The organism is Microcoleus sp. F10-B2, assembly GCF_036704965.1.
In the GTDB taxonomy this organism is placed as follows: domain Bacteria; phylum Cyanobacteriota; class Cyanobacteriia; order Cyanobacteriales; family Microcoleaceae; genus Microcoleus.
On record NZ_JAUBTB010000003.1, the window covers coordinates 41119 to 65441 of the forward strand.

The window sequence follows — 24323 nt, forward strand, 5'->3', positions numbered from 1 at the left end:
AAGATGAGAGTAAGCAAATTCAACTTTTGTGCGATCGGCATTTTCCTGACTTTGGGGATTTTCCTCACTACCAAAGCAGACGGAAGAATTGCACAGTTCAGTTTCAGCGACAAATCCACTCCTAAATTAGCACAAACCCTCCCTCCGCCTCCCCCTTTCGCACCGCCTGTTACCGAACAAGAAGCGCCACCTATTCGCAGTGAATCCGTACCCGATCAAATAGGTTTAGCAACCCATTTGCAGACCATCAAAGCTAGAATGTACGGTGCTTACTGGTGTCCTCACTGTCACACGCAACAAGAACTTTTCGGCAAAGAAGCATTTACCGCCATTACTTACATAGAGTGCGATCCCAGAGGCAAAAACGCTCAACCGGATTTGTGCAAAGCTGCCAATATTAAAGCTTATCCCACTTGGGAAATTCGGGGGAAATATTATACAGGCCGGCAATCTTTGGAAAAACTTGCTATTTTATCCGGTTATAAAGGTAGCAGCAATTTTCGGCCACCTGTTCCCTCTCCTTAAAAATATCTAATTGACAAGGCCAACATTCTTAGCGACAGCACCGAAACTCACCTAAATCAAATGATTTCGGATTTTAGTCGTTTTACCTCGATCGCAAATCGATCTATGAAGGTCAACAAAAAAAACTCATCTGTAACTGGCAATTAAGATAAATTAGTCAGGATAAAAGCTTCCAGATTGAGCTGTTACAGTAATTTTACATCGCTCGGGCTGCATTGTATGCGATCGCATTTCTCATAAGTATGATGCGGTCGCCAATCATTCATATCAAACAGCATCACAAAACGTGGCGCTCGACTCATTGCAAATTTTAATTATTTAGCATAAAATTTAGGAGGGTGAAATCAACCGTGAGATATCAACTTTTTTTTTTATAAAAAATCAAAAATTATTGAGCGAGTTGCGATCGCGATAAAATACTCAAAAACTCGATTTTTGAGTACCCAGATCATCTTTAATAGCGTAGGATCATAGGAATTTGAACATGAAACAGAATTTACTTACGCTAGCTTTAAGTGCGATCGCCCTCCTAGGGCTGCCCAGTTGCAGTACGACGACCAGCAGTGCCACCACCACAACAGCGCCCACGACTGCGGCAACGCAAACCCAAACCTCGATCAAAGTTGGGGGGTCAAGCAGCACGTTGGGTGTGATTAAGGTCCTGCAAACCAACTACGAAGCTACCGCAAAAAACGTCAAAATTACCCAGCTAGAACCGGGGCAGTCTGAAAATATAATTGATGGGATTAAACAGACATTAGTCGATCTAGGTGTAATCTCGAAAAAATTAAAGCCAGAAGAAAATGATGGCACATTAGAGTCTCGCGAGGTGGTTCATGATGCCCTTTTAGTTGCCACTCATCCCAGCGTCACAGGGGTGAAAACCCTCACGACTGAAGACCTCAAAGGTATTTATAGTGGCAGCATCACCAACTGGAAGGAACTCGGAGGAACCGATGCTAAAATTGTACTTCTCGATCGCCCAGAAGATGAATCTGCCAAGCGACTCTTGCGGGAATATTACCTAGGAGCAGATTTGAAGAATTCATTAGAAGCAATCGTATTTCGGAAAGAAGGGGAATTGATCGAGGCAATTCAAAGCACTCCTTACAGCATCGGTACCTTTTCCCTGGCTCACGCCATTTCCGAAAAACTACCTGTCAACCGCCTCAGCCTCAACGGGGTTGAACCAACACGAGAAAATGTCAAAGCGGGCAAGTATCCGATGGTTAGGACAATTTCAATTCTGTGGCACAAAAAACCTTCAGAGGCTACCCAAGCGCTAATTAAATACATCTCTAGTCCGCCAGGAATCAACGCGATGGAGGAGTCTGGCTTTATTTCCGTGAGCCAATCCGCCAAGGATTAAGAGCTATGACCATCCAGTCCAGATACGCGCGGTTACCCGTTTCCGTCAAGTTGTTATCACCTCTATTGTTGGCATTTCTGAGTCTATGGACTGTCGGAACCTTGGGTTTGGGTTATTTTGCTAGAAACAACTTAGAACAAATGGGGCGAAGGGAGATCGTGGATCTGGCTAGTATGCTGCAGGAAGCTCTAAAGCAAAGGCAAGAATCACTCCGTGTGAAAGCCCGTTCGGTGAGTGAAAATAATGATGTCATCAGAGCAGTAATAAAGGGCGATCGCCCTTTATTGCTGCGGACAGTATTACCACTACAAGCGGGTTTTAAACTGGATTTGATCAGAATAGTTGACGCTGATGGTCAAGTCTTAGTGTCTTCACAGTTGGGAGCAATCAGACAGGCGAGATTGCAGGATGGCTCTGTGAACCGTGCCGCCCGAACCGGACTAGAGTTACCGGGAGTTATCCTGGCAGAAAACTGGGCTCCGGCTTCCATGATTGGGTTAATATCAATCAAATCATCTCAAAAGATCCTAGCTGGTTTGGTGGCGGGATTAGCCATGGACGACACAGCGCTCCTGTCGCTTCGCGGCGACACATCCATACATTTGGTGGCTTTTGACGGCGAGAAGGTAACGGCTGCTACTTTGCCACTTAACCGCGATCGGTCTTGGCATTTTCCCCAGCCAGACGGGTTGCCCACTAAGATCGGGATTGCTGGTGAAGCATACCTGATCAAAACAATCAAGCTACAAGGTTTTGATGGGGTAACTCTCAAAATTGCTGTACTGCATTCTGCCAAGGAAATCGAGCAAGCACAACAGCGGTTGTGGTTTGTGGTGGGTAGCTTTGGGCTATTGGGAAGTGTTCTGATCGCAGTTGTGACGATCGGAGGTTTCCGTCTGACCCAAACTCTGAGCCATCGCATTCAAAGACTGACTAAGGCAACCCAGGAATTGGCCAGAGGCAATTTAGCGATTGGTATTCGGGTTGACAGTCAGGATGAAGTGGGGCTTTTAGCTCAGGGATTTAACAGTATGGCAGACCAACTTAGGGCTCGCGATCGACAACTGAGCCAACAGGTGCAACAACTAGAGATTACCCTTGAAGAACTGCACCGCACCCAGAGTCAGATGGTGCATAACGAAAAAATGTCGGCACTGGGGCAAATGGTGGCAGGGATAGCGCACGAAATCAACAACCCGGTCAGCTTTATCTACGGCAACCTGTCTCATCTCAACGAGCATATCCATGACTTACTGCGATTACTAGATGCCTATCAAAAGCATTATCCCAACTCGTCCCCATCACTTCAAGATGACCTAGACGATGTGGATCTAAACTACTTAAAAGAGGATCTCGCTAAGATTCTTAAGTCGATGAAAATGGGCACCGGTCGCATTCGGGACATTGTGGTTTCGTTGCGTAGCTTTTCTCGTCTGGATCACTCGGAATTCAAGGCTGTCGATATCCATGAAGGCATTGATAACACCTTGATGATTTTAGAACATCGCCTTCAAGCCCTGCCAGAACGCCCAACCATTGAAGTAGTCAGACAATATGGCGATTTACCGTTGGTAGAATGCTATGCAGGTCAACTTAATCAGGTGTTTATGAACTTGCTATCAAATGCGATCGATGCTTTGGAAGAGAGCAATGAAGGACGTAGTTTTACGGATATTGCTGACCAACCGAATCGGATTTGGATTAAGACTACCAAAACAAAAAAACAGTGGGTGCAGATTGCGATCGCCGATAACGGTACGGGCATTCCAGAGAAAGCGCGATCGCGCCTATTCGATCCCTTCTTCACTACTAAACCCGTAGGCAAGGGGACAGGATTAGGCTTATCCATTAGCTATCAGGTAGTGAAGGAAAAGCATGGAGGAAAACTGTGGTGTGATTCCACCCTGGGCGAAGGCACGAAGTTTGTGATTGAGATTCCCATAGATCGAACTCAGCCAACAAATACTTGAGAATGGGTTTTCAGTTGTTCGACTCACTCTCAACCGTCAACCGTCAATTGTCAATTGTCTTCTCACTAAAATACTCTTCAACAATTTTCAAAATCCGCGACGCTGCAAAACCGTCACCAAAGGGATTAATTGCCATTGCCATTGCGTTGTATGCTTCGGAATTGCTGAGCAAGTTTGCCGCTGCTGTGAAAATTGTATCATAATTCGTACCCACAAGTTTAGCTGTGCCTGCGGAAATTGCTTCTGGTCTTTCTGTGGTTTCTCGCAATACTAAAACTGGCTTGCCCAAACTAGGTGCTTCTTCTTGCAAGCCACCGGAATCTGTTAAAATTAAATGACATCTCTGAATCGCTCCTACTAATTCGGCGTAATCTAAAGGTTCAGTTAAAAATACTCGTGGGTGGTCGCCCAAAAGAGCTTGCAAAGGTTTTCTGACTGTGGGATTTCGGTGCAGGGGTAGCAGTAAAGCTGTATCAGGAAATTTATCTAAGATTTGAAGAAAGGCGTGAGCAATTCCTTGTAAGGGTTCGCCCCAATTTTCGCGGCGGTGAACTGTGGCTAAGATAGTGCGATATTTGCTCCAATCTAAATTGGGAATTTTGCATTCGGGTTCGCGTTTGGCAACAGAAAGCAAAGCATCGATTACTGTGTTGCCTGTACGGTGAATTTCTCCCCAAACTCCCGATCGCCCTAAATTCTCTTGGGCCAGCGCTGTCGGGGCAAAATGCAGCCTTGTGAGCTGAGAAATCAACCGTCGGTTAGCCTCTTCGGGGTAAGGATTGAACACGTCGTCTGTCCGCAATCCGGCTTCTACGTGACCTACGGGTATTTTCTGGTAAAATGCAGCCAAAGCAGCGGCAAACGCTGTGGTTGTATCGCCCTGAACTAAGACGATTTCGGGCTGCAATTCTTTAAACAATGCTTCCAAACCCTGCAAACTGCGGGAAGTAATATCCGTCAAGGTTTGCTGGTGCTGCATAATTGCTAAATCCCGATCGGCTTTTAGATCGAACATTTGCATTACTTGCTCGACCATTTCTCGGTGCTGACCGGTTAAAATTACTTGGGTGTCAAAGGTTGGCGAACTTTTGAAGAGTTGAATTACTGGGGCTAGTTTAATCGCTTCTGGGCGAGTTCCTAAGACGATGCAAACGCGGTGTGTGGCTTCGGACATGGTAAAATTGGGTAGTTGAGATTGGCGAGGCTCTTAAAGGCTGAATATTTTATAGCAGGTTTGAATCGTTGGTTAACAAGATTTATTTTTTTATGAACCGCAGAGGGCGCAGAGGGCGCAGAGGAGAGAAGAGAGATAGAAAGTGGTTTGACGTTGGGTGGGGGCGGGTTTTTGAGATTGTGAGTTTTAGGCAATTATTGTTGGTGAAACCCGCCCCTACAAATTTATTGACATTAGTACATTTTTATTTTTGAATTTGTCATGCCCTATCGTTACATTCTATTTTATAAACCCTACGATGTTTTAACTCAATTCACTGACAACTCCAGCGAAACTAAACGCAGCACTCTGAAAGATTATATTCCGATTCCTAACATTTATGCGGTGGGAAGGCTCGATCGCGATAGTGAAGGTTTGTTGCTGCTAACCGATGACGGACAAATGCAGCACCGCCTCAGTGACCCGAAATTCGCTCATCCCCGCACTTACTGGGTGCAAGTTGAACGAATTCCCGATGCAAGTGCGATCGCAGCTTTGCAGACAGGTGTGACTATTCAAGATTATCGGACTCGATCGGCAAAAGTGCAATTATTGTTAGAAGAACCACCTTTGCCACCCCGCGAACCGCCGATTAGATTTCGCAAAAACGTGCCGACAGCTTGGCTGGAAATGACCCTTACAGAAGGCCGCAACCGCCAAGTCCGCAGGATGACCGCAGCAGTAGGGTTTCCGACGCTGCGGCTGGTCAGGTGTGCGATCGGGCATTTGCGTCTGGAAGGTCTCAAACCCGGTGAATGGCGGGAACTAACTCAAGCTGATTTTAGATTGGGGAATTACAGTCAACAGTCTTGACATTCAGGACATTCTTGATAGCTGAAACTATTACTGCGGCTGCATTTCCCTTCTTCCTTCTTCCTTCTGCTTACTTCTACTTACTTTCGAGGGGGCAAAATAAAACTCTCGTTTCCATCCTTATCTTTTTGCACCTGAGCTCCCAACTTGACAAGAGCTTGTTTCGCCCTTTGACGCACCAATTTATCAGTTGTTTGAGCATAAACCGTACTCCAAGCAGTAAACCGCACCGGCACGCTATCGGGATCTCGGCGCAAATACTCAGCAGTTGCTCGAAACATCGGCGCCAATGTCGGCCCTTGCGGGGTTTTTTCCACCCAATCAGCGGCCATTTCGTGAGAGTTAATTGACTCGGGAATATCCCCCAACAGCAGCAACTCATCAAGACCTTTAGTTCGCCACACTATCCACGATTGGGAATGAATTTGCGGCGAAAGGGAAAGGGCGCTAGTACCGCGCTCAATCAACTCAACAGCAGTTTCAGGCTTTCCCTGATAAAAAGAAATAGCTGTGGAAAGAAACAGGTAGATGTCAGTCCACCGCGGGTCGCGCCGCGTAACTATGTCAAAATAATCTTGGCTCAAATTGTAGCCCGTCACATCTCGCGCTTCGTCGTCGCCAAAATATTGCAAAAATTTGAGAAATGTCCAATCTGCAATTAAATTGTCAAAGCCAAAACTAGGGAGAGTTTTGAGCATTTTCAGCCGCAGGGCTTCTTGCTGCGCTTCTTGCTGTGCGGCTTGCTTGAAACTGGCAGCAGACATTGCAGAGAGGGGCTTTTGCCCCTGAACGCCAACAGATGGCATTCCGCCCAACTCCCCGCTCGACTGCATGGCGACGACCCCTGCCAGCGCTGCTAGACCGATAAATCCATTAACTAGCAGGCTCAACCACTTACGCGAAAATTGTTCGATTTTAGCTTCCACGGCACTTTGAAATCCAAGTTTTAAATTAAGTTTATTGAAAGAGAGTAATAATTGGTTGGCGATCGACAATGAATCTCGTTAAACTGTCCAAAGGGATGGTGGAGCCTCCACGCAATAGTTTAAGTAGTAGTTTGAGATTTTTTAGCAATATAAAATCTCAAATCAAAAATCTAAAATCGAATTGAGCCAAATTCAATGAATCAAGCCCGCAGACGCTTTTCTAAGTTACAGGCAGCCCTGTTCAGTGGGGCGATGGCAACAACTGCTTCGATATCTTTACTCGTTCCCGGCCTGAGTCAATCAGTCCGCGCCGAGCTTCAAGATAGCCCCAAAGCTGTCTTAGACGAAGCTTGGCAAATTGTGAATCGAGAGTATGTTGATGGCAGCTTTAACAAGACTGACTGGCAAGTAACCCGCCAAGAATTGCTCAGCAAAAATTATACCTCTCGCGAAGCTGCCTACACCGCCCTCCGCAAAGCCCTAGAGAAATTAAACGACCCCTACACGCGCTTCATGGACCCGAAGCAGTACGAAGCGCTGACGAATCAAACCTCCGGGGAACTGACAGGGGTGGGGATGAGGCTGGAAGAAAACGAGAAAACCAAAGCGATTACTGTAGTCGAGCCGATGGAAAATTCCCCGGCCCTGAAGGCAGGGATTCAAGCGGGCGATACGATTTTGGTGATTGACGGCAAAGCTACCAAAGGCATGACTGTCTCGGATGCGGCTCAGATAATTCGGGGCGCTGAAGGCACGAAAGTCACGCTGCGGATTGCTCGCGAGGGCAAAAGCGAGTTTGATATCACTCTGACTAGGGCGAGAATTGAGGTAGCAGCGGTTCGCTACAGCCTCAAGAATGAAGGCGGTCAGAATGTCGGTTACATCCGCTTGCAAGAGTTTAGTTCCCACGCAGGGGAACAAATGCAGGCGGCGATTAAAAAGCTCTCGGATCAGAAAGCTGACGCTTTTGTGTTGGATTTGCGGGGGAATCCCGGCGGCTTGCTGCGAGTGAGCATTGATATCGCTCGGATGTGGATGGATACGGGGGCGATCGTCCGCACAGTCGATCGCGCGGGCGATTCTCAGGAAATGCGCGCAAACCGCACTGCAATCACTGACAAGCCTTTGGTGGTGCTCGTTGACGATAACTCGGCCAGCGCCAGCGAGATTTTGGCCGGTGCTCTGAAGGATAACAAGCGCGCAACAGTGATGGGCGGCCAAACTTTTGGCAAAGCTTTGGTGCAGTCGGTGCATTCTTTGGCGGACGGTTCGGGGTTGGCGGTGACGATCGCTCACTACTATACTCCCAACGGTACGGATATCAGCCACAAGGGGGTTACTCCCGATATTAAGGTGGAAGTCACCGACGAACAAAAGCTGAAATTAGCTAACAAACCGATGTTGGTGGCGACTAAGGACGATCCTTGCTACGCGCAGGCGATCGCACTTTTGCGAACTACCGCTTCGTCTCCCCGTCCCGTTGCTGGTAATGAGGCTCTTGTTCCTCAGAAGTAGTTGAAACCGTAAGTTATTAACAATTAGCTTTAAGATGAAACCCGCACCGGCGGGTTTTGTTTTTATGGATTAGTTCTTGGTGATTGATTGTGATTGCCAAATGACTGCTGATATCAAATCCGGTAGCATCGGAATTAATATTGCTCTCGCGGTCTTCTCTATATAATTCCCGTGCAACCGGAAACAATATGAAGCCGATATTACCGTCTCGTCGGCCTCTCTCGATACCGCTAAGCCTCCAGCTTCCGATTTCTTTCGATCGCACCCAACCAGGTTTGACAAGGCCCACAAGACTCGTATCTGTTGCCAGACGAGAGATAAGCTGTTGTGCATTTAAATTGTATATTTCGAGTCCCGATCGAAAATCGTCAAATCCTCTCCCCCGATCCCCATCGGACCCTCTCCCCTTCTCCCCCTCTCCCCCTCTCCCTCTCTAATACCATAGGCAATCTAGATGCAACACAGCTTATCTGGACTTGGCTCTCCCCAGAATTCAGGAAGAGCCTCAGCCGATTGCTGACAACTGACGGTCGATCGCTATTGATAGGATTGCTATATGCGCGACTTTGATGTTTAATGGCTAAAGCCAACTATTCGATCGGGTAAAGCGACGCAATGTTTCAAGAATTACTGTCGGAAATTGCCATTTTCAACGAGACTAATTTTGTTCTAGTTGATATCGGTGCATCAGGCGAACCTCACCGCATCTGGCAGGAAATTGCTCCGTTTTCCTACTACATCGGCTTCGATCCAGATTCTAGGGAACTGAATGAGGAAAATTCTTGGAATTTCCAAAAATTTACCATTGTCAAAAAAATCGTAACAGATGATTCCTCTAGTCAAGTCAAATTTTTCCTAACTTCCTATCCCTTCTGTTCGAGTACGCTTCAACCCAACGAGAATTCCCAGCAGTATAGCTTTACAGAAACTTTTGACGTTGAGAGCCGTGTGGAATTACCTGCAACACGGTTGGATGAAGTCATTGGAGAGCTGAAAGTTCATGGAATTGATTGGTTAAAACTCGATTCTCAAGGTCGGGATTTAGATATCTTTCTGAGTATCGATAAATCGGTCAGAGATCGGATGTTAGCGATCGATGTCGAACCGGGAATCATAGCTTTCTATGACGGAGAAAACACCTTCGATCGAGTTCATAAAGCTTTAATAGAGGAAGGTTTTTGGCTGTCGAGTCTCAACTTTCAGAGTTTTCCTAGGGTGATGCAGAGTACGCGGAAAGCCCTCTCCAGTCAACTCGACCAGCAACAGATAGAACGATTACCGGGGAGTCCGACAGCCGCTGAATCCAGATATTTCAGAACCCTAGAGCACCTCAAATTAGTTGATGCTAGTTTGCGCGACTACGTGAGTCTTTGGGCTTTTGCGCTCTTGGATGGCAAGGTGGGTTTTGCCCTGGATATCGCCTTACACGTCGCAGACTCCTATGGCACAGATCCTGTGGGCGGTATATTGCTAGATAAAACGATCGCACTGGCGAAACAGTATAAATAGGCAATAGGCGATCGGCAAGAAAATATGGCACAATTCCTGTATACTGGTTATCTTAACCAGCCTATAGACAATCTGGAATTAATCTTAAATCAACCTTAAATTCATCTTAAATTTCAATAATCATGTCTTCTCAATTTCAGTGGCAACCTCAACCAATTCACAACGACGTATCGAGTCGAGCCGCAGTATTGCAGTCATCGCTAACCTGGTATCAGACCACTTTTACGGGCATTTGGTTTGGTGCCTTTGAGTCCGACGATAACGTTCAAGATCATCCCGTCACCATGCTGACTCGCTTCGATCCGGGTGGCTTTTTCCCGCTGCACGGACACGCCGGTGGAGAAGAAATTTTGGTGCTCCAGGGCAACTTCGCTGATGAAACCGGTGTGTATCCCCCAGGATCTTATATGCTCAATCCTGAAGGGTTTATCCATCGCCCTTATAGCGATGAAGGTTGCCTGACATTTGTTAAATTACGGCAACATGGTGGAACCACTCGCCAGCGGGTGAAAACGAATATTTATGAGTTGTCCTGGCAGCCCGGTATTATTCCCCAAATTGAGGTGAAGCCACTTTACGAACAAGAAGGTTTTCCTGAAAAAGTTTGGGTGGAACGCTGGCAACCCGGCACGGCCTTGTCGAACGTAGTTGAATCTGAGGTGAAAGAAATCTTTGTCATCGAAGGTACTTGGAGTGATGAGTTTGGAGATTACCCAACTGGTAGTTGGCTGCGGTATTCACCCAATTCTCCCTACAGTCCTTCGTCGGCAACCGGTTGTCTGGTTTATGTGAAGACTTATCCTCTAGATTCAACGCGATTTATTGTTGGAGAAGACTTCCGACAGCCTTTTGAGACAACTGAGTCTTGTGGCTAAGGATTCGCAGTGTAAATTGTCAGACAAAACTTCCCCTTTGCGGGGGCTGGACTATAATTGGCAATTGCTAGAAAATAGTTTGTAACAGCAGCCAACTATTTAATCCTACTATAATACTAGCCACGAACCAAGCTACTGCTTTGAGCCAAAATGGATTCACAAACTCTCCCATTAAGCGGCGGTTTGAGGTAAACATTACCAAGGGAATTACTGCAAAGGGTAATTGCAAACTGAGAATCACTTGACTGAAAACCAGTAAATTAGTTGTACTACCTTCCCCAAACAAGATAATTACGATCAAAGCCGGCACAATTGCAATCAGTCGAGTCAGCAAGCGCCGCAACCAAGGCCGCAGTCGAAAATTTAGAAACCCTTCCATCACAATCTGTCCTGCTAGAGTTGCAGTCAAAGTTGAATTCTGCCCCGAAGCCAATAAAGCAAAGGCAAAAATTGCACTGGCAGAACCCACGCCCAGCACCGGAGAAAGCAGTTTGTAAGCATCTTGAATTTCTGCTACTTCTTGATAGCCGGAAAAGTGAAAGCTGGCAGCAGATAAAATCAGAATAGCTGAATTAATAAACAAAGCTATCGACAGCGCTACGGTAGAATCTATTGTGCCAAATTTAATTGCTTCCCATTTTTTATCGGCAGTTTCTTGCCAAGCGCGAGTTTGCACGATCGATGAATGGAGGTAGAGATTGTGCGGCATCACAGTTGCCCCCAAAATACCAACCGCAATATAAAGCATTCCCTGATTTTGCAAAATCTCTAGCTTCGGAACATAACCGAGTAAAACTCCTCCGGCATCCGGTTTGGCAAAAATTATTTCTGCGATAAAGCAACCGCCAATAATTGCAATAAGGGTAATTACCAAAGCTTCGATATAACGAAAGCCTTTTCCTTGTAGAAATAATACCATTATCACATCTAGTGCAGTAATGCACACGCCCCAAACTAAGGGAATGCCAAATAGCAATTGCAGTCCGATCGCACTTCCAACAAGTTCAGCTAAATCGCAAGCAGAAATAGCAATTTCACAAACTATCCACAGCAAAAAACTGACTCGCGGACTGAAATAATCTCGACAAGCTTGTGCCAAATCTCGTCCCGTTGCCACTCCCAAACGCACGCAGAGTGATTGCAGCAAAATTGCCATCAAATTAGATAGCAAAATCACGCTTAATAGCGCATAACCAAATTTTGCTCCCCCCGCCAAGTCAGTCGCCCAGTTTCCCGGGTCCATGTAACCCACTGAAACCAAATATCCAGGCCCTGCGTAAGCCAGCATTTTACGCCAGAAACCTTTGCTGTTGGGAACGGGGATGCTGCGGTGGACTTCTGGAAGGCTGGGTTTGTTCTCCGAATCAGTCATTTGTTTTACGGTTCAATACTTTTCATATTGTTTTCATAATCTCACGAAGGTAGCGGAATGCGATCGGTCGGATCGACATCCGGCAGAGTCACCGTATATATTAAGTTGTGTATATTTTTGAGCTTGAACCGAGGTGCGCGCGATCGACTAAGGATCGCGAATTAAATAATTTACACTCTTGAAAGTGGGGTGGGCTCTCGTAGCCCGCCCTTTCTGGACGGGCGGGATGGGCCCATCCCACAAGAACATCACGCATTGTAAGTTATTTAATTCTCATTCCTAAGATTAGGTCGATCGGCAGAAATCACTCTTGTCAACGTTCCTGATTTGAGAGCTCTTTAAATTCGCGAGTTCCCTGATAGCCAGATAAATCAGCTAACTCCTGCAAAGATTTTTGCCCTGGGTAAAACTTACCGTTAATTTCCCAAGTAGGAGTCCCCTGAATCTTGGCAGCTTCGCAAAGATCGCGGCGAGCATTTTTCCCTTGCGGATTGCACTCGATATAATTGATAATGCGAGCCGCCTCTTTGCCAAAACTTTCCTTCTGCGCTTGACAGTGATCGCAAGTAAAAGAGCCGTACATTTTAGCTCCCACTCTTTTTAAATGTTGCGCTAAAGCAATTTCTGAAGTACCCGAAGATGTTGTAGTCTTGATGCTAGTCTCCTTAGCTGTACCGAGATTATTCACATCGGCATAAAGAGCCAAAGAAGAAATCAGCACTAACATAGACACCAGAATTCCTATAAAAAATAGTTGCCCGATATCATCCCATTCGCGACCGATTAATGCTAAGACAAACAAGCTAGTTGCAAACAAAGCAGACGCAATACAATAAATACAAGCTGCTTTGATATCAACAGCCAGTACATACATCAGATAGCCGCTGAAAATCGTCATAGCTGTGCTACCAGCAAACAGAAATAGTCCCGTCCAAGACTCTAACTTAGAGCGGAGACTCTTCTGTTCTGCGGGATTAACAAGTAGGGGAGCTACGGCAAAAACTATCATGCTCAGATAGCCCAAAAAACCGAACAAAGAAAGAGGCAAACCAAAGACATAGGCATAGGGACTCGAAAGCACGATATCGCAGCCTTCGATCGGACAAACTGCCGTTCCGTTGGATAACTTGACCGCTGTTAGATAAGCAGTGATCGCAGCCCCTATCGAGGCAATTCCTGCCGTAATCGGACGAGAATAACGGTGAATCCAGGGCAGAGAACGTTGACGACGCATAATATTTTTGACCTCAGAATGTATGTCTCTATTGTGGGTAAGGTAGGCAATACTCACCGTAAAAAAACTCTATTTCAAAACTCTAGTCGCATTGAAAATAGCTGCTAAAGCCACCCCAACATCGGCAAAAACTGCCTCCCACATGGTAGCTAATCCAAAAGCACCCAAAGCAATAAATATGCCTTTGACTAACATGGCAAAAATGATATTTTGCCAGACAATATTGTGAGTTTTCCGGGCAATTTGAATGGCTTGGGCCACCTTAGACGGTGCATCTGACATAATTACAACATCGGCAGTTTCGATCGCCGCATCGGAGCCCAAACCCCCCATCGCTATGCCCACATCAGCTCTAGCAAGCACTGGTGCATCATTAATTCCGTCCCCGACAAAGACAATTTTATCGCCTTTTTTAGATTCGCCGATCAGTTTTTCGATCGCCTCGACTTTTCCTTCGGGTAATAACTCGGCTAAATAGGAATCTAAACCGAGCTTTTTCGCAACACTATCGGCTACAGCTTGATTATCTCCTGTGAGCATCACGATTCGCTCAACACCCAGTTTCTTGAGGTCGCGAATAGCCTGTACTGCGTCTTCCTTAAGCTCGTCAGCAATCAAAATATACCCAGCGTAGCGGTTGTCTACCGCTAAATGCACTACTGTACCTTCAGCATTGCAGACATCGTGAGCAATGTTTTCTCGGTGCAGCAAACGGTCATTTCCCGCCAGCACAATTTGATTATTTAATTTTGCTCGGATGCCGTGTCCCGCTATTTCTTCGTAATCTTTCACATCCGATGAATCTATTTTTGGGCCGTAAGCTTCCAGAATAGATTTCGCAACTGGGTGATTGGATTGAGATTCTACTTTAGCAGCAATTGCCATCAACTCTGTTTGGGAAAAACCATTTGCAGGCACAATTTGTGCGACTTGAAAAACTCCTTTTGTCAGAGTTCCTGTTTTGTCCAAAACAACTGTCTTGACTGCTATCAGGGTATCTAGAAAAGTCGAGCCTTTAACCAAAATACCGCGCTTGGCTGCACCGCCAATTCCCCCAAAGTATCCCAGAGGAATGCTAATCACCAATCCGCAAGGACAGGAAATAACTAACAAGACAAGGGCGCGGTAAACCCATAAAAAGCGATCGGCATTAGTTGCTCCTGAAATGAACAAAGGCGGAATTAAAGCCACTGCTAGCGATGCAAATACTACAAAAGGCGTGTAGTAACTGGCAAATTTGGTGATAAATTTTTCAGTTTCAGCTTTTTTGCTTCTGGCATTTTCTACTAATTCCAGAATTCGGGAGATTGAAGATTCGCCGAAGACTTTGGTAACTTTGACGGTGAGAACTCCTGTCTGGTTAATCGTTCCCGCTAAAACTGTTTCTCCAGCTTTCACGGTTCGAGGTACTGATTCTCCAGTTAGTGCAGATGTGTCAATCTGAGAGTTACCGTCGATAATTTCACCGTCTAAGGGAATTTTTTCTCCCGGTTTGACAAGAATGATATCGCCGACGGCTACGGTTTCTGGCGAAACTTTTTTGATGTCGCCGTTGTCCTTGAGGTTGGCATAATCTGGGCGAATTTCTAAAAGCGATTTGATCGATTGACGCGATCGCCCGATCGCAAATTCTTGAAAAAGTTCTCCGATTTTGAAAAACAACATCACCCCGACTGCTTCAGGGAGTTTGTGAATAGCGACAGCGCCGAGTGTTGCTACAGTCATTAAGAAATTTTCATCAAAAAATCGACCTCGCAGAATATTGCGACCCGCACTGGTTAAAACATTCCATCCGCTTAAAAGATAGGCTGGGATGAAAACCAGATATTCACCTATAGAATAGGGCGTGTTGTGGAGTTGTTCTTCAAAAATTAAACCGCCGACAAATAGTACAACAACCAATATCACAGGAATCAATTCTTGATTCAGGTTAAAATCTCCGTTCCCGTGGTCGTGGTCGTGGTCGTGGTTGTGGCCGTGGTCGTTGTGGTTATGATTCTCATGGCTGCGATCGCGGTCGTCATGACTGCAACTACAGCAGCCGGAATCCCTGGATTTAGCTTTTTGCATGGTGTTTGCTGGGTTTGGGCTAACGCCTGATAGTATGAATAGACGTTCATATTATATAGGTTAAAAAGACAATATACTAGATTTTGAACTCAAAATATAGCTATTTTTTAGAAGAATATTCTTAAATTGGTAGTGACTGTGAGAACTAATTAAAATAATAACTATTCTCAATTCTCGGCGATCGTGAGGAAAGCGATCGAGCTTCTACGATCGGATCGATCGGCAATCGGGCAGCACGAGGTTAAACCTCTTCATTGAGGTTCGATAAAATATCTTCCAAATCCCTAGCACCATGCAAAACCCGAAGAATTTCCACCCGATCGTCCTGAATTCGGTAAAAGATGAGATAATCCTGAAAATCCTTAATTCGCCACTGACGAATTTCCCCCATTCGAGAAGAAACCAATCGCACGACCTTCCCCATGCCTGGTATCGTCGCTAATTTGGCAAAAGTAGCTTCAGCTAACTCCAGAAATCGCTCAGCAGCACGAGCATTCCCATTGACCAAAATATAGTTTGCTTGTTGCCTGAGATCTTGAGTAGCGCGATTTTTGACAATTAACTGATAACTCATGTCTGTTGCGAATCGCCACCGAACACCGATGCTCGCAAATTCTCCCAGTATGCAGCCGTCACGGGTTCGCTATCTGAGTCTAAACCCTCTTGCAACAAATTTTCTAACTTGGCTTGTGCCTGTTTTCGCTGGCGATCTTGCTGCACCAAAGCTAGAAAATACTCCACCGCACTTGCATAAGCCCCCGCCTGAATTTGAGATTCAATATAGGTTTGTAGGTCTTCTGGTATGGCAAGAATAACGTTCATCGTCAACACAGATTTAGAATATCTATCATTGTATCAACTGTCGATCGGTCATTCGATTGCGCGATTTTAGATTTTAGATGCTTTCGATTGACTTGCGCGAGATAAATTCGGGGGACGCAAGGATTTTCGATTTTCGATTTGGGATCGATCCCACCGATCGATCCGATCGCGTGGCGGGTACCACCTTTGAAAGTCTTGGTCATTCGATTGCGCGATTGCGCGATTGCGCGATTGCGCGATTGCGCGATTGACCCCAGGGATAAATTCGGGGGACGCAAGGATTTTAGATTTGAGATTTGGGATCGAGCCCACCGATCGATCGCGTGGCGGGTACTACCTTTGAAATTCGTTTGTCAATAGCCACGACCTATTAACTAATTAAGCCGCCGGATAAACTCTAAAGGCAAACCATCAGTATCGGCAATAAAAGCTACTTCGTAAACATTTTGCCCGATCGCCTGTTGAGTCGGTTCTAATAAAACTTTCAAAGCTTGGAACTGGTTTGGTTGGTCTTTAGCAGCTTCCTCAAACCGATCTTTGAGAGACTGCAACCAGCTAGGCAAGTCAGTTGTCGCCTCAGTTAAATCAAAAGATAAATGATAATATCCAACATAATGCTCGTCTCCGAAAGCATCCGGTGCGGGTTTTGGTTCCGGGATTTGAATCAGTTCGATGCGTCCGTTGAGACCTTCCATCCAACAGGCTAGAGTGTAACCAGTAGTAAAGCGATCGCTCACAGTAAATCCCAACTGTTCGTAAAAGGCGATCGCCCGGTGTATGTTAGCAGTGCGAATCGAGGCGTGGTGCATTCGATTTTAGATTTTAGATTTTAGATTTTAGATTTGAGAATGGAAGTAGGAATTACAGCTTTGGATTTGAGATTTTAGAGGGTAAATTCGGAATTCGGAATTATAAACGGTCGCAGCATCTTTAGCGCGAAAGCAATAGAGCCTTCTTCCCTCTTCCCTCTTCCTAACATCCGTTACATCCGTTACATCCGTCGAGCGAATCCGTTGCCGAACTTCCTTCTTCCTTCACTTATTCACTTATTCAAACAACCGAAAATAGGGATATCTAATCGGAACTCCCGGCTCTTTTTCCAAATCAAAATTAATCACTTCCCAGCAAGGGTCTTCTTGGGGATCGGGGCTAAAATCCACAGGCAAACCGTACAGCCTCGGCCTGGGCGATTCCGACTGGCCGCGCCAAGGCGTGCTGCGTTCCAAATAAGCGCTGATTAAGTCCCGATAGCGTTGGGCAACGATCACGCGAGTTGCTCGGTAGCCTTGAGTATAAAGTCGATCGAGCGCTTCGTGAATTTCAAACCGAATCCCGTCCGGGTGGGTGTGCTGGCGATACCATTCACCCTCCCAGCGGCGCCAGTGCCGCCCAGACTGAAGGTGAACCAGTTCCCCCGTTTTTGGATCTGCCTCAAATGCCCCGTGACGCGGACACAAATAGGTATCCGTCAGCGTTAGAGCCGGAATTGTTTGGCGACAGTGGGGACACTGAATTTCCGGGCCAAACATCGGGTATTGCAAGGCAACTTCAATCATTTATTTGCGTCCCAGCATATTTTCTCTGCAAAAGTGCCAAATACTTTTATTATATCCCGTATCAACAACCAGCTAATCTGCTAGAAGTATAACGATCGACCAACAAATGAGCAATCTCAACGAACCTCTGCCTGCACTTCCTTCCTATTGGCCCTTGCCCGATCTATCCCAAGCGGCTTTTGTCGCTGAAGGCGCTGTTGTCATCGGCAGGGTAGAGGTGGCAGCGGGCGCTAGTATCTGGTACGGGGCGGTGGTGCGGGCGGATGTAGAGCGAATTGCCATCGGCTCAAGTACCAATATCCAAGATGGAGCAATTCTGCACGGCGAGTCCGGGAAACCGACGGTTTTGGAAGATTTCGTGACAGTCGGACACCGAGCCGTGATTCACTCAGCTTACATTGAACGGGGCTGCCTGATCGGGATTGGGGCGATCGTCCTCGATGGAGTCAGGGTGGGAACAGGCTCGATCGTCGGTGCAGGGGCGGTTGTTACCAAGGACGTTCCCCCTCACACGCTAGTTGCGGGAGTGCCTGCCAAACGCCTCCGGGATGTCTCTGAGGAAGAAGCTGCGGAGTTGGTGGAACACGCTAAGCGTTACGAAAATTTGGCTTTGGTTCACGCCGGGAAAGGTTCTGATTTGGGATTTGATTAGTTGATAGAATGAGATTTTCAGCAAAAAACTATTAGTTTTCAATGGCTTACACCGCGCCAAAAATCCTAACTTTTGAAACATTCCTCGATCGATATTGTGACAACTTCCGCTACGAGCTCGCTGACGGAGAATTAGTTGACATGGAACCCACAGGTCCGCACGAAACCGTCAGCGGTAAACTAGCAACTCAAATTGGCATCGCCATCGCAGCCGAAAAACTACCCTGGTTCATTCCCCGCACTTGTTTGATCCGTCCATTTTCAGATGCAGCTACTGCCCGCCGTCCTGATATTGTCGTATTAGATGAAACTGCTATTGTCAGCGAACCTCTGTGGGAAAGAGAACCTGTGATTACGCTGGGGCGATCTGTTAAATTGGTGGTAGAAGTAGTCAGCACTAATTGGGAAACAGATTACGCCCGAAAAGTTGAAGAATATGCTCTTTTAGGAATTGCCGAATATTGGATAGTTGATTATCGCGGATTGGGGGGCGTGGCTTTTATCGGTAAACCAAAACAACCTACTATCACCGTTTGCCAACTGATTGACCAAGATTACACGCAGCAACTATTTCGCCTCGGCCAACCGATTATTTCTCCTCTGTTAAAAAGCTTGCAACTTCGCCTAGATGATATTCTGCCACGTTAGGCGATCGCTGAACCGATTTTAGATTTTATATTTTAGATTTTAGATTGGAGAATTGATGAATCCGGGAACGCTGAACCCAATTGCTTTAACTCAAAAATCAACAGTCAACAATAGTCGGAAATATCGGGATTCGTTCGCGCGATAAAAGTTTAAACTTAAATAAAAAAGTTTGTCAAGTCTCGATCGAGCGCTAAGATCAATCACATGAATAACGATCGCACATCCAATCCAAACATCCCCCCGCACACCTGGAAACGTCCCATCGGCCTCGGTTGGGAGAATCCCTATACAGTCCGCTACGCAAGCAATCTCGACGATGGGCCGTGGCACGGAATGCCTCTGGGCGGGTTCGGTGCCGGCTGCATCGGGCGATCGTCCCGCGGCGACTTCAACCTCTGGCACATTGACGGCGGCGAACACATTTTTCGCAGTTTGCCCGCTTGTCAGTTCAGCGTTTTTGAAGAAACTCAAGGCAAGAAACAAGCTTTTGCACTCTCCACTGAACCGCCTACCGATGGCAGTTTATCTAGTTGGAAATGGTATCCATCGGAAGGAAGAAGGAAGAAGGAAGAAGGAAGAAGGGAAGAAGAAGAAAGAACCGGGGAAGAGTCTAATTCTTCGGGAAGTTATCATGCTTTGTATCCGCGCAGTTGGTTTGTTTATGAAAATGTGTTTGAAGCTAAATTAAGCTGCGAGCAATTTTCGCCAATTTTGCCGAACAATTATCAGGAAAGCAGTTACCCGGTTGCCATGTTTGAATGGGTGGCGCACAATCCTACCGATGCGCCGATTACTCTCAGCATCATGCTGACTTGGGAGAATATTGTCGGCTGGTTTACTAATGCTAATAAATCGCCGGAAGTGATGGTGCGAGATGATGGCAGTCCATTTTATGATTATCAATCCCGGTGGGGAGAAAGTGCCGGAAATTTGAATTTGCTGGTGGAAGATTTCCACCGCATCGGTTGCCTGATGACGCGGTTGACTGCTGAGGACGAACCGCAAGAAGGGGATGGACAATGGGCGATCGCAACTATTACTAATCCGGCGGTAGAAGTATTCTATCAAACTCGCTGGAACCCGGCGGGGAACGGTGACGATATTTGGCGCAACTTTTCTGCTGAAGGTTTCTTGTTGGATGACAGAGACGAGACAGCCGCAGCAGCAGGAGAACAGTTGGCTTGTGCGATCGCAGTTCGCTTTACTATTCGACCGGGAAAAACTCGCAAAATTCCCTTTATTATAGCTTGGGATTTGCCCGTTACTGAGTTTGCATCGGGAGTTTGGTATTACCGCCGCTATACAGATTTCTTCGGCCGTAACGGCAAAAATGCTTGGCCGATTATTCGCACTGCAATGAAGCATTCCGATACTTGGCGCGAAAATATTGAAGCTTGGCAAAAACCCATTTTAGAACGGAAAGATTTGTCAGACAGTTTTAAAATGGCGCTGTTTAACGAGTTATACGCCCTGACAGACGGCGGTACTCTTTGGAGTGCGGCTGACGAACGCGATCCCAAGGGTCAATTTGCGGTTTTGGAGTGCATTGATTACCGCTGGTACGAAAGTTTGGACGTGCGGCTTTACGGTTCTTTTGCTTTGTTGATGCTGTGGCCGGATTTGGAAAAGTCGGTAGTTTTAGCGTTTGCCAGGGCAATTTCTGCCGGAGACGATACGCCGAGAATTATTGGCTGGAATCAAGCATCTGCTATTAGAAAAGCTGTCGGGGCGACGCCGCACGATTTGGGTGCTCCCAACGAACATCCTTGGGAGAAAACCAATTATACTAGCTATCAAGATTGCAATTTGTGGAAGGATTTGCCTTGCGATTTTGTGTTGCAAGTTTATCGGGATTTCCTGTTGACTGGCAGCACAGATTGCGAGTTTCTGCAAGAGTGTTGGCCGGCAATTGTTGAGGCTTTGGCTTATCTGAAAACTTTTGATGAGGATGGGGACGGAATTCCTGAGAATTCAGGTGCACCGGATCAGACGTTTGATGATTGGCAAATGCGGGGAATAAGTGCGTATTGCGGGGGTTTGTGGTTGGCGGCGCTGGAGGCTGCGATCGCGATCGGCGAAATATTGGAAGATGCTACGCCGCAGATAATTCCTAACCCTAAAGCAAACATTGCATTATATCACAGTTGGCTGGAACAAGCAAGACCTAGCTATCAAGAAAAACTGTGGAACGGTCAATATTATCGTTTGGACAGCGAGAGTAAATCGGAAGTGGTGATGGCAGACCAATTGTGCGGTCAGTTTTACGCCAAACTGTTAGGATTGCCGGATATTGTGCCGCCAGAATGTGCAGTCAGCGCTTTAGAAACTGTGTACGATTCTTGCTTTTTGAAATTCAATGATGGCGAGTTCGGTGCGGCGAATGGGGTAATGTTAAACGGTTCGCCGGAAAATCCCAATGCGACTCATCCTTTAGAAGTTTGGACGGGGATTAATTTTGGGTTGGCGGCTTTTTTGGTACAGATGGGGATGGAGGAGAAAGCGTTTAAATTGACGGATGCGGTGGTGAAACAGATTTATGAAAATGGGTTGCAGTTTCGGACGCCGGAAGCGATTACTGCGGGAGGAACTTTTCGGGCGAGTCACTATTTGCGGGCGATGGCTATTTGGGCGATTTACGGCGTGTTGACAAATTTTAGAGTAACTGGGGAAAAGTAAGATAAAATTGATGATTGATGAAGTTAAGCTACTAGCTGTAATTCAGGCGATCGCGCGAGTTAGACAGCAAATCATTGGGAAACCCGGAAAAGCAATTTCTCATCTGCTAAAAAGGACTCGCTTAGGTCATTTACCAGATGACGCTACCCTGGAACAATATAATGTAATTATCGCTGCTGTAGCGAACAGTCTAGATGCCGATGTTTATCTCTATGTTTATGGAGAAACGATTTATCCCACACTCGTAGCAAATATGGAGAATAAGGTGTGGCTAGTAATGATAAGTTTGGAGGGAGTTTTAGAAACTGCTTTTCCTCCCGATCGACCCGAAAGCTACCTAGCTAATTCGGCTTTCGTATATCTCTGTTCAGTTAAGGAGTTAGAAATATGAATCCTCTATTAAAAAACTATTGCGCGAGTGTCGAGTTTCCTGATGTCAGCGGTGCAGAACATTTAGAAATGTTGCAAATTCGCGATCGCCTCGCAGAAAGTGAATCTCAATTGAGTGAATCAGAAAAGATATTACTCATCAAAGCCGATCGGCAACTAATTGAGCACGTCAACGTTTTTTATCAGGAGTTATCGCGCTTTGTCAATTTAAATGAAATCAGAAAAGCAGAAGCTATTTTTCCTCAACGTTGGTGGTGGTATTTGGATGTGTTAGTATTTTTGCCAATTTCCTTGAAATCAGAGTTAAAGAATCGAAATGTTGATGTAGATGAAGTGTTGGCTGCTAAAGAAAACTAATATCAAACCCGGTGGCATCCCAATTATGTAGTGCGATCGATCTCGCTACCTTTCGTCGCGAGATCGATCGCACTGACATTATCCAAATATATTATTCCAATGCAACCGGAAACCACATACAGCAGATTCCAGGTTTATGAAGTATACCCCGGATAGAGATATCCCCGTAGGGACACGGCAGTGCCGTGTCCCGAATGCTCTTGATAAACCTGGAGTACGCTGTAAGATCAAATGCAAGGACTAAAATCATTACTACAAACTTTATATTCCCTCAATTATGCTAAAGTCTTGTATTCCGATCGCACTAGCTTGCACTCCATTCAAAGCAGCCAACAGTTGACCGTTCTGACCAATCCTGATGAAAGCTGCATTAGCGTTTTGGGTAATACTAATTTGAGCAAAAGTTAGACCGCCCGCTAACACCAGCAAATCTTCACCTTTTGTGAAATTAGTAATTATATCGCTGCCTTCAACGGCTGTTAAAACAAAGCGATCGCGCCCAATGCCGCCGTTGAGAATATCATTTCCCAAACCCCCAATCAGACAATCGTCACCTTTGCCGCCGTAGAGAGTATCGTTGCCCTCATCGCCGCACAGTTTATCAGAACCGCCGTTGCCAAAGATCAAATCGTTGCCAGCAGCGCCGCACAGGGAATCGGGCTCGCCGTTAAAGTCGATCGCGCCGTCTCCTAAAATAGTATCGTCCCCCTCGCCGCCGCAAATGCTATCACTGCCGCGATCGCCCAACAGCCGATCGTTGCCTGTACCCCCCACCACAACATCATTGCCCTTGCCCCCGTAAACCGTATCGTTGCCCTTTCCGCCGCTTAAAGTATCAGCAGCATCTCCCCCGTTCAAGAAGTCGTTGCCAGCAGCGCCAAACAGCAAATCGCGTCCAGTCGAATCAGGGTTAGACGGGTCAAAACTGCCTCCAAACAAGCAGTCGTTACCCTGAGCCCCAACCAGAGTGTCATTGCCTTTGTCGCCCCAAATCAAGTCATCGTCTTTGCCGCCGATCGCCACATCATTGCCCTTACCCGCGAAAATGAGATCGTTGCCGGCATTGCCGTTGAGGTAGTCATTGCCATTGCAGCCAAACAGCAAGTCTTGGTCTGTATCCGGGCCAATGGGGTCATTGGCGGGCAGTCCGCCAAAAATATTATCGTTGCCCCTTTCACCCAGCAGAATGTCGTCGCCGTTGAAACCGTTGATAGCGTCGCTGAGATTGCTGCCGGTGAGGAAATCGTCGCCGTCAGTGCCGTTGAAAGTGCGATCGACTGAATTCGGGCCCGGAATCGAATCGATCGCGGGTAGGGTAATCTGTTCGCAAATGCAATCAGTATCTCCGCCGCGAACGCTGTCAGAGTCAATAGGAGTTTCCGTTTCCGTTGGAGTTTCCGTGGGAGTTGGTGTCGGAGTTTCACTTCCCGTGGGAGTTTCCGTTTCCGTGGGATTTTCCGTGGGAGTCGGAGTCGGAGTTTCCGTGGGAGTTTCAGTTTCCGTGGGAGTTTCAGTTTCCGTGGGAGTTTCAGTTTCCGTGGGAGTCGGAGTCGGAGTTTCCGTGGGATTTTCCGTGGGAGTCGGAGTCGGAGTTTCCGTGGGAGTCGGAGTCGGAGTTTCCGTGGGAGTTTCCGTGGGAGTCGGAGTCGGAGTTTCCGTGGGAGTTTCCGTGGGAGTCGGAGTCGGAGTTTCCGTGGGATTTTCCGTGGGAGTCGGAGTCGGAGTTTCCGTGGGATTTTCCGTGGGAGTCGGAGTCGGAGTTCCCGTGGGAGTCGGAGTCGGAGTTCCCGTGGGAGTCGGAGTCGGAGTTCCCGTGGGAGTCGGAGTCGGAG

The 24323-nt window shown here is 46.7% G+C and carries 22 protein-coding genes; 12 read left to right on the forward strand and 10 right to left on the reverse strand.

Annotation, left to right across the window (positions count from 1 at the left end; translation table 11 throughout):
* The first annotated feature begins 3 nt into the window (after positions 1-3).
* From QUA99_RS01820 to QUA99_RS01830, 3 genes are all read left to right on the forward strand, one after another.
* Entirely contained in the window at positions 4-525 is a 522-nt protein-coding gene (locus tag QUA99_RS01820) for a hypothetical protein (RefSeq protein ID WP_333236418.1), read from the forward strand.
* A gap of 484 nt (positions 526-1009) precedes the next feature.
* Positions 1010-1894 (forward strand): substrate-binding domain-containing protein, encoded by an 885-nt coding sequence (locus QUA99_RS01825; RefSeq protein ID WP_333236416.1) that lies wholly within the window; start codon positions 1010-1012, stop codon positions 1892-1894.
* Positions 1895-1899: 5 nt separating this feature from the next.
* Positions 1900-3864 carry an ATP-binding protein gene (locus tag QUA99_RS01830; protein ID WP_333381134.1) on the forward strand — a complete coding sequence of 655 codons (1965 nt, stop codon included), beginning with the start codon at positions 1900-1902 and terminating at the stop codon, positions 3862-3864.
* Between the two features lie 43 nt (positions 3865-3907).
* Here QUA99_RS01830 and wecB read toward each other — a convergent pair whose 3' ends face one another.
* On the reverse strand, positions 3908-5038 hold the full coding sequence (gene wecB / locus QUA99_RS01835) for a non-hydrolyzing UDP-N-acetylglucosamine 2-epimerase (protein ID WP_333236411.1): 1131 nt from the start codon (positions 5036-5038) through the stop codon (positions 3908-3910).
* Positions 5039-5299: 261 nt separating this feature from the next.
* Between wecB and QUA99_RS01840 the strand changes: the two genes are divergently transcribed.
* Positions 5300-5890 (forward strand): pseudouridine synthase, encoded by a 591-nt coding sequence (locus QUA99_RS01840; protein ID WP_333236409.1) that lies wholly within the window; start codon positions 5300-5302, stop codon positions 5888-5890.
* 80 nt (positions 5891-5970) lie between these two features.
* On the opposite strand, the gene QUA99_RS01845 is transcribed toward QUA99_RS01840, so the two are convergent.
* Positions 5971-6816, reverse strand: coding sequence for a hypothetical protein (locus tag QUA99_RS01845; protein WP_333236407.1), 846 nt, complete (start codon positions 6814-6816; stop codon positions 5971-5973).
* A gap of 195 nt (positions 6817-7011) precedes the next feature.
* Here QUA99_RS01845 and ctpB point away from each other — a divergent pair, with 195 nt between their 5' ends.
* From ctpB to QUA99_RS01860, 3 genes are all read left to right on the forward strand, one after another.
* A complete protein-coding gene (ctpB, locus tag QUA99_RS01850; protein WP_333236406.1) occupies positions 7012-8331 on the forward strand; it encodes a carboxyl-terminal processing protease CtpB in 1320 nt (439 codons plus the stop codon).
* 615 nt (positions 8332-8946) lie between these two features.
* A complete protein-coding gene (locus QUA99_RS01855; protein ID WP_333236404.1) occupies positions 8947-9840 on the forward strand; it encodes an FkbM family methyltransferase in 894 nt (297 codons plus the stop codon).
* 122 nt (positions 9841-9962) lie between these two features.
* Positions 9963-10715, forward strand: coding sequence for a cupin domain-containing protein (locus tag QUA99_RS01860; RefSeq protein WP_333236402.1), 753 nt, complete (start codon positions 9963-9965; stop codon positions 10713-10715).
* Between the two features lie 67 nt (positions 10716-10782).
* On the opposite strand, the gene QUA99_RS01865 is transcribed toward QUA99_RS01860, so the two are convergent.
* The 7 genes from QUA99_RS01865 to QUA99_RS01895 form a co-directional block, all read right to left on the reverse strand.
* Positions 10783-12087, reverse strand: a complete 1305-nt coding sequence (locus QUA99_RS01865) for an Nramp family divalent metal transporter (protein ID WP_333236400.1) — start codon at positions 12085-12087, stop codon at positions 10783-10785.
* 313 nt (positions 12088-12400) lie between these two features.
* Positions 12401-13321 carry a vitamin K epoxide reductase family protein gene (locus QUA99_RS01870; protein WP_333236398.1) on the reverse strand — a complete coding sequence of 307 codons (921 nt, stop codon included), beginning with the start codon at positions 13319-13321 and terminating at the stop codon, positions 12401-12403.
* A 69-nt stretch (positions 13322-13390) separates the two neighbouring features.
* On the reverse strand, positions 13391-15391 hold the full coding sequence (locus tag QUA99_RS01875) for a heavy metal translocating P-type ATPase (protein WP_333236396.1): 2001 nt from the start codon (positions 15389-15391) through the stop codon (positions 13391-13393).
* A gap of 241 nt (positions 15392-15632) precedes the next feature.
* Complete coding sequence (locus tag QUA99_RS01880) at positions 15633-15965, reverse strand: type II toxin-antitoxin system RelE/ParE family toxin (RefSeq protein ID WP_333236394.1); 333 nt, start codon at positions 15963-15965, stop codon at positions 15633-15635.
* Positions 15962-16213: a type II toxin-antitoxin system ParD family antitoxin gene (locus QUA99_RS01885; protein ID WP_333236391.1), complete on the reverse strand. Its 252-nt coding sequence runs from the start codon at positions 16211-16213 to the stop codon at positions 15962-15964. Before QUA99_RS01885 ends, QUA99_RS01880 begins: the two co-directional genes overlap by 4 nt.
* Positions 16214-16587: 374 nt before the next feature.
* Entirely contained in the window at positions 16588-17022 is a 435-nt protein-coding gene (locus QUA99_RS01890; RefSeq protein WP_333066146.1) for a VOC family protein, read from the reverse strand.
* Positions 17023-17259: 237 nt separating this feature from the next.
* Positions 17260-17769, reverse strand: a complete 510-nt coding sequence (locus QUA99_RS01895) for a TIGR02652 family protein (RefSeq protein ID WP_332957361.1) — start codon at positions 17767-17769, stop codon at positions 17260-17262.
* Positions 17770-17875: 106 nt separating this feature from the next.
* Here QUA99_RS01895 and QUA99_RS01900 point away from each other — a divergent pair, with 106 nt between their 5' ends.
* From QUA99_RS01900 to QUA99_RS01920, 5 genes are all read left to right on the forward strand, one after another.
* Positions 17876-18421: a gamma carbonic anhydrase family protein gene (locus tag QUA99_RS01900; RefSeq protein WP_333236388.1), complete on the forward strand. Its 546-nt coding sequence runs from the start codon at positions 17876-17878 to the stop codon at positions 18419-18421.
* A 41-nt stretch (positions 18422-18462) separates the two neighbouring features.
* Positions 18463-19068 (forward strand): Uma2 family endonuclease, encoded by a 606-nt coding sequence (locus QUA99_RS01905; RefSeq protein WP_333236385.1) that lies wholly within the window; start codon positions 18463-18465, stop codon positions 19066-19068.
* 204 nt (positions 19069-19272) lie between these two features.
* Positions 19273-21744 (forward strand): GH116 family glycosyl hydrolase, encoded by a 2472-nt coding sequence (locus QUA99_RS01910; protein ID WP_333236383.1) that lies wholly within the window; start codon positions 19273-19275, stop codon positions 21742-21744.
* Between the two features lie 10 nt (positions 21745-21754).
* Complete coding sequence (locus QUA99_RS01915) at positions 21755-22135, forward strand: hypothetical protein (protein ID WP_333236380.1); 381 nt, start codon at positions 21755-21757, stop codon at positions 22133-22135.
* Positions 22132-22491: a hypothetical protein gene (locus tag QUA99_RS01920; protein ID WP_333236378.1), complete on the forward strand. Its 360-nt coding sequence runs from the start codon at positions 22132-22134 to the stop codon at positions 22489-22491. Before QUA99_RS01915 ends, QUA99_RS01920 begins: the two co-directional genes overlap by 4 nt.
* 261 nt (positions 22492-22752) lie before the next feature.
* On the opposite strand, the gene QUA99_RS01925 is transcribed toward QUA99_RS01920, so the two are convergent.
* Positions 22753-24323: calcium-binding protein (locus QUA99_RS01925; protein ID WP_333460287.1), on the reverse strand; the 1571-nt coding region annotated here is incomplete at its 5' end.

What these genes read in the sequence shown, in the direction of transcription:
- QUA99_RS01860 (WP_333236402.1), top strand. Translation starts at nt 9,963, where the DNA reads ATGTCTTCTCAATTTCAGTGGCAACCTCAACCAATTCACAACGACGTA.
- QUA99_RS01910 (WP_333236383.1), top strand. Translation starts at nt 19,273, where the DNA reads ATGAATAACGATCGCACATCCAATCCAAACATCCCCCCGCACACCTGG.
- QUA99_RS01885 (WP_333236391.1), bottom strand. Translation starts at nt 16,213, where the DNA reads ATGAACGTTATTCTTGCCATACCAGAAGACCTACAAACCTATATTGAA.
- QUA99_RS01915 (WP_333236380.1), top strand. Translation starts at nt 21,755, where the DNA reads ATGATTGATGAAGTTAAGCTACTAGCTGTAATTCAGGCGATCGCGCGA.
- QUA99_RS01875 (WP_333236396.1), bottom strand. Translation starts at nt 15,391, where the DNA reads ATGCAAAAAGCTAAATCCAGGGATTCCGGCTGCTGTAGTTGCAGTCAT.
- QUA99_RS01865 (WP_333236400.1), bottom strand. Translation starts at nt 12,087, where the DNA reads ATGACTGATTCGGAGAACAAACCCAGCCTTCCAGAAGTCCACCGCAGC.
- wecB (WP_333236411.1), bottom strand. Translation starts at nt 5,038, where the DNA reads ATGTCCGAAGCCACACACCGCGTTTGCATCGTCTTAGGAACTCGCCCA.
- ctpB (WP_333236406.1), top strand. Translation starts at nt 7,012, where the DNA reads ATGAATCAAGCCCGCAGACGCTTTTCTAAGTTACAGGCAGCCCTGTTC.
- QUA99_RS01895 (WP_332957361.1), bottom strand. Translation starts at nt 17,769, where the DNA reads ATGATTGAAGTTGCCTTGCAATACCCGATGTTTGGCCCGGAAATTCAG.
- QUA99_RS01830 (WP_333381134.1), top strand. Translation starts at nt 1,900, where the DNA reads ATGACCATCCAGTCCAGATACGCGCGGTTACCCGTTTCCGTCAAGTTG.
- QUA99_RS01905 (WP_333236385.1), top strand. Translation starts at nt 18,463, where the DNA reads ATGGCTTACACCGCGCCAAAAATCCTAACTTTTGAAACATTCCTCGAT.
- QUA99_RS01900 (WP_333236388.1), top strand. Translation starts at nt 17,876, where the DNA reads ATGAGCAATCTCAACGAACCTCTGCCTGCACTTCCTTCCTATTGGCCC.
- QUA99_RS01840 (WP_333236409.1), top strand. Translation starts at nt 5,300, where the DNA reads ATGCCCTATCGTTACATTCTATTTTATAAACCCTACGATGTTTTAACT.
- QUA99_RS01890 (WP_333066146.1), bottom strand. Translation starts at nt 17,022, where the DNA reads ATGCACCACGCCTCGATTCGCACTGCTAACATACACCGGGCGATCGCC.
- QUA99_RS01825 (WP_333236416.1), top strand. Translation starts at nt 1,010, where the DNA reads ATGAAACAGAATTTACTTACGCTAGCTTTAAGTGCGATCGCCCTCCTA.
- QUA99_RS01855 (WP_333236404.1), top strand. Translation starts at nt 8,947, where the DNA reads ATGTTTCAAGAATTACTGTCGGAAATTGCCATTTTCAACGAGACTAAT.
- QUA99_RS01920 (WP_333236378.1), top strand. Translation starts at nt 22,132, where the DNA reads ATGAATCCTCTATTAAAAAACTATTGCGCGAGTGTCGAGTTTCCTGAT.
- QUA99_RS01870 (WP_333236398.1), bottom strand. Translation starts at nt 13,321, where the DNA reads ATGCGTCGTCAACGTTCTCTGCCCTGGATTCACCGTTATTCTCGTCCG.
- QUA99_RS01880 (WP_333236394.1), bottom strand. Translation starts at nt 15,965, where the DNA reads ATGAGTTATCAGTTAATTGTCAAAAATCGCGCTACTCAAGATCTCAGG.
- QUA99_RS01820 (WP_333236418.1), top strand. Translation starts at nt 4, where the DNA reads ATGAGAGTAAGCAAATTCAACTTTTGTGCGATCGGCATTTTCCTGACT.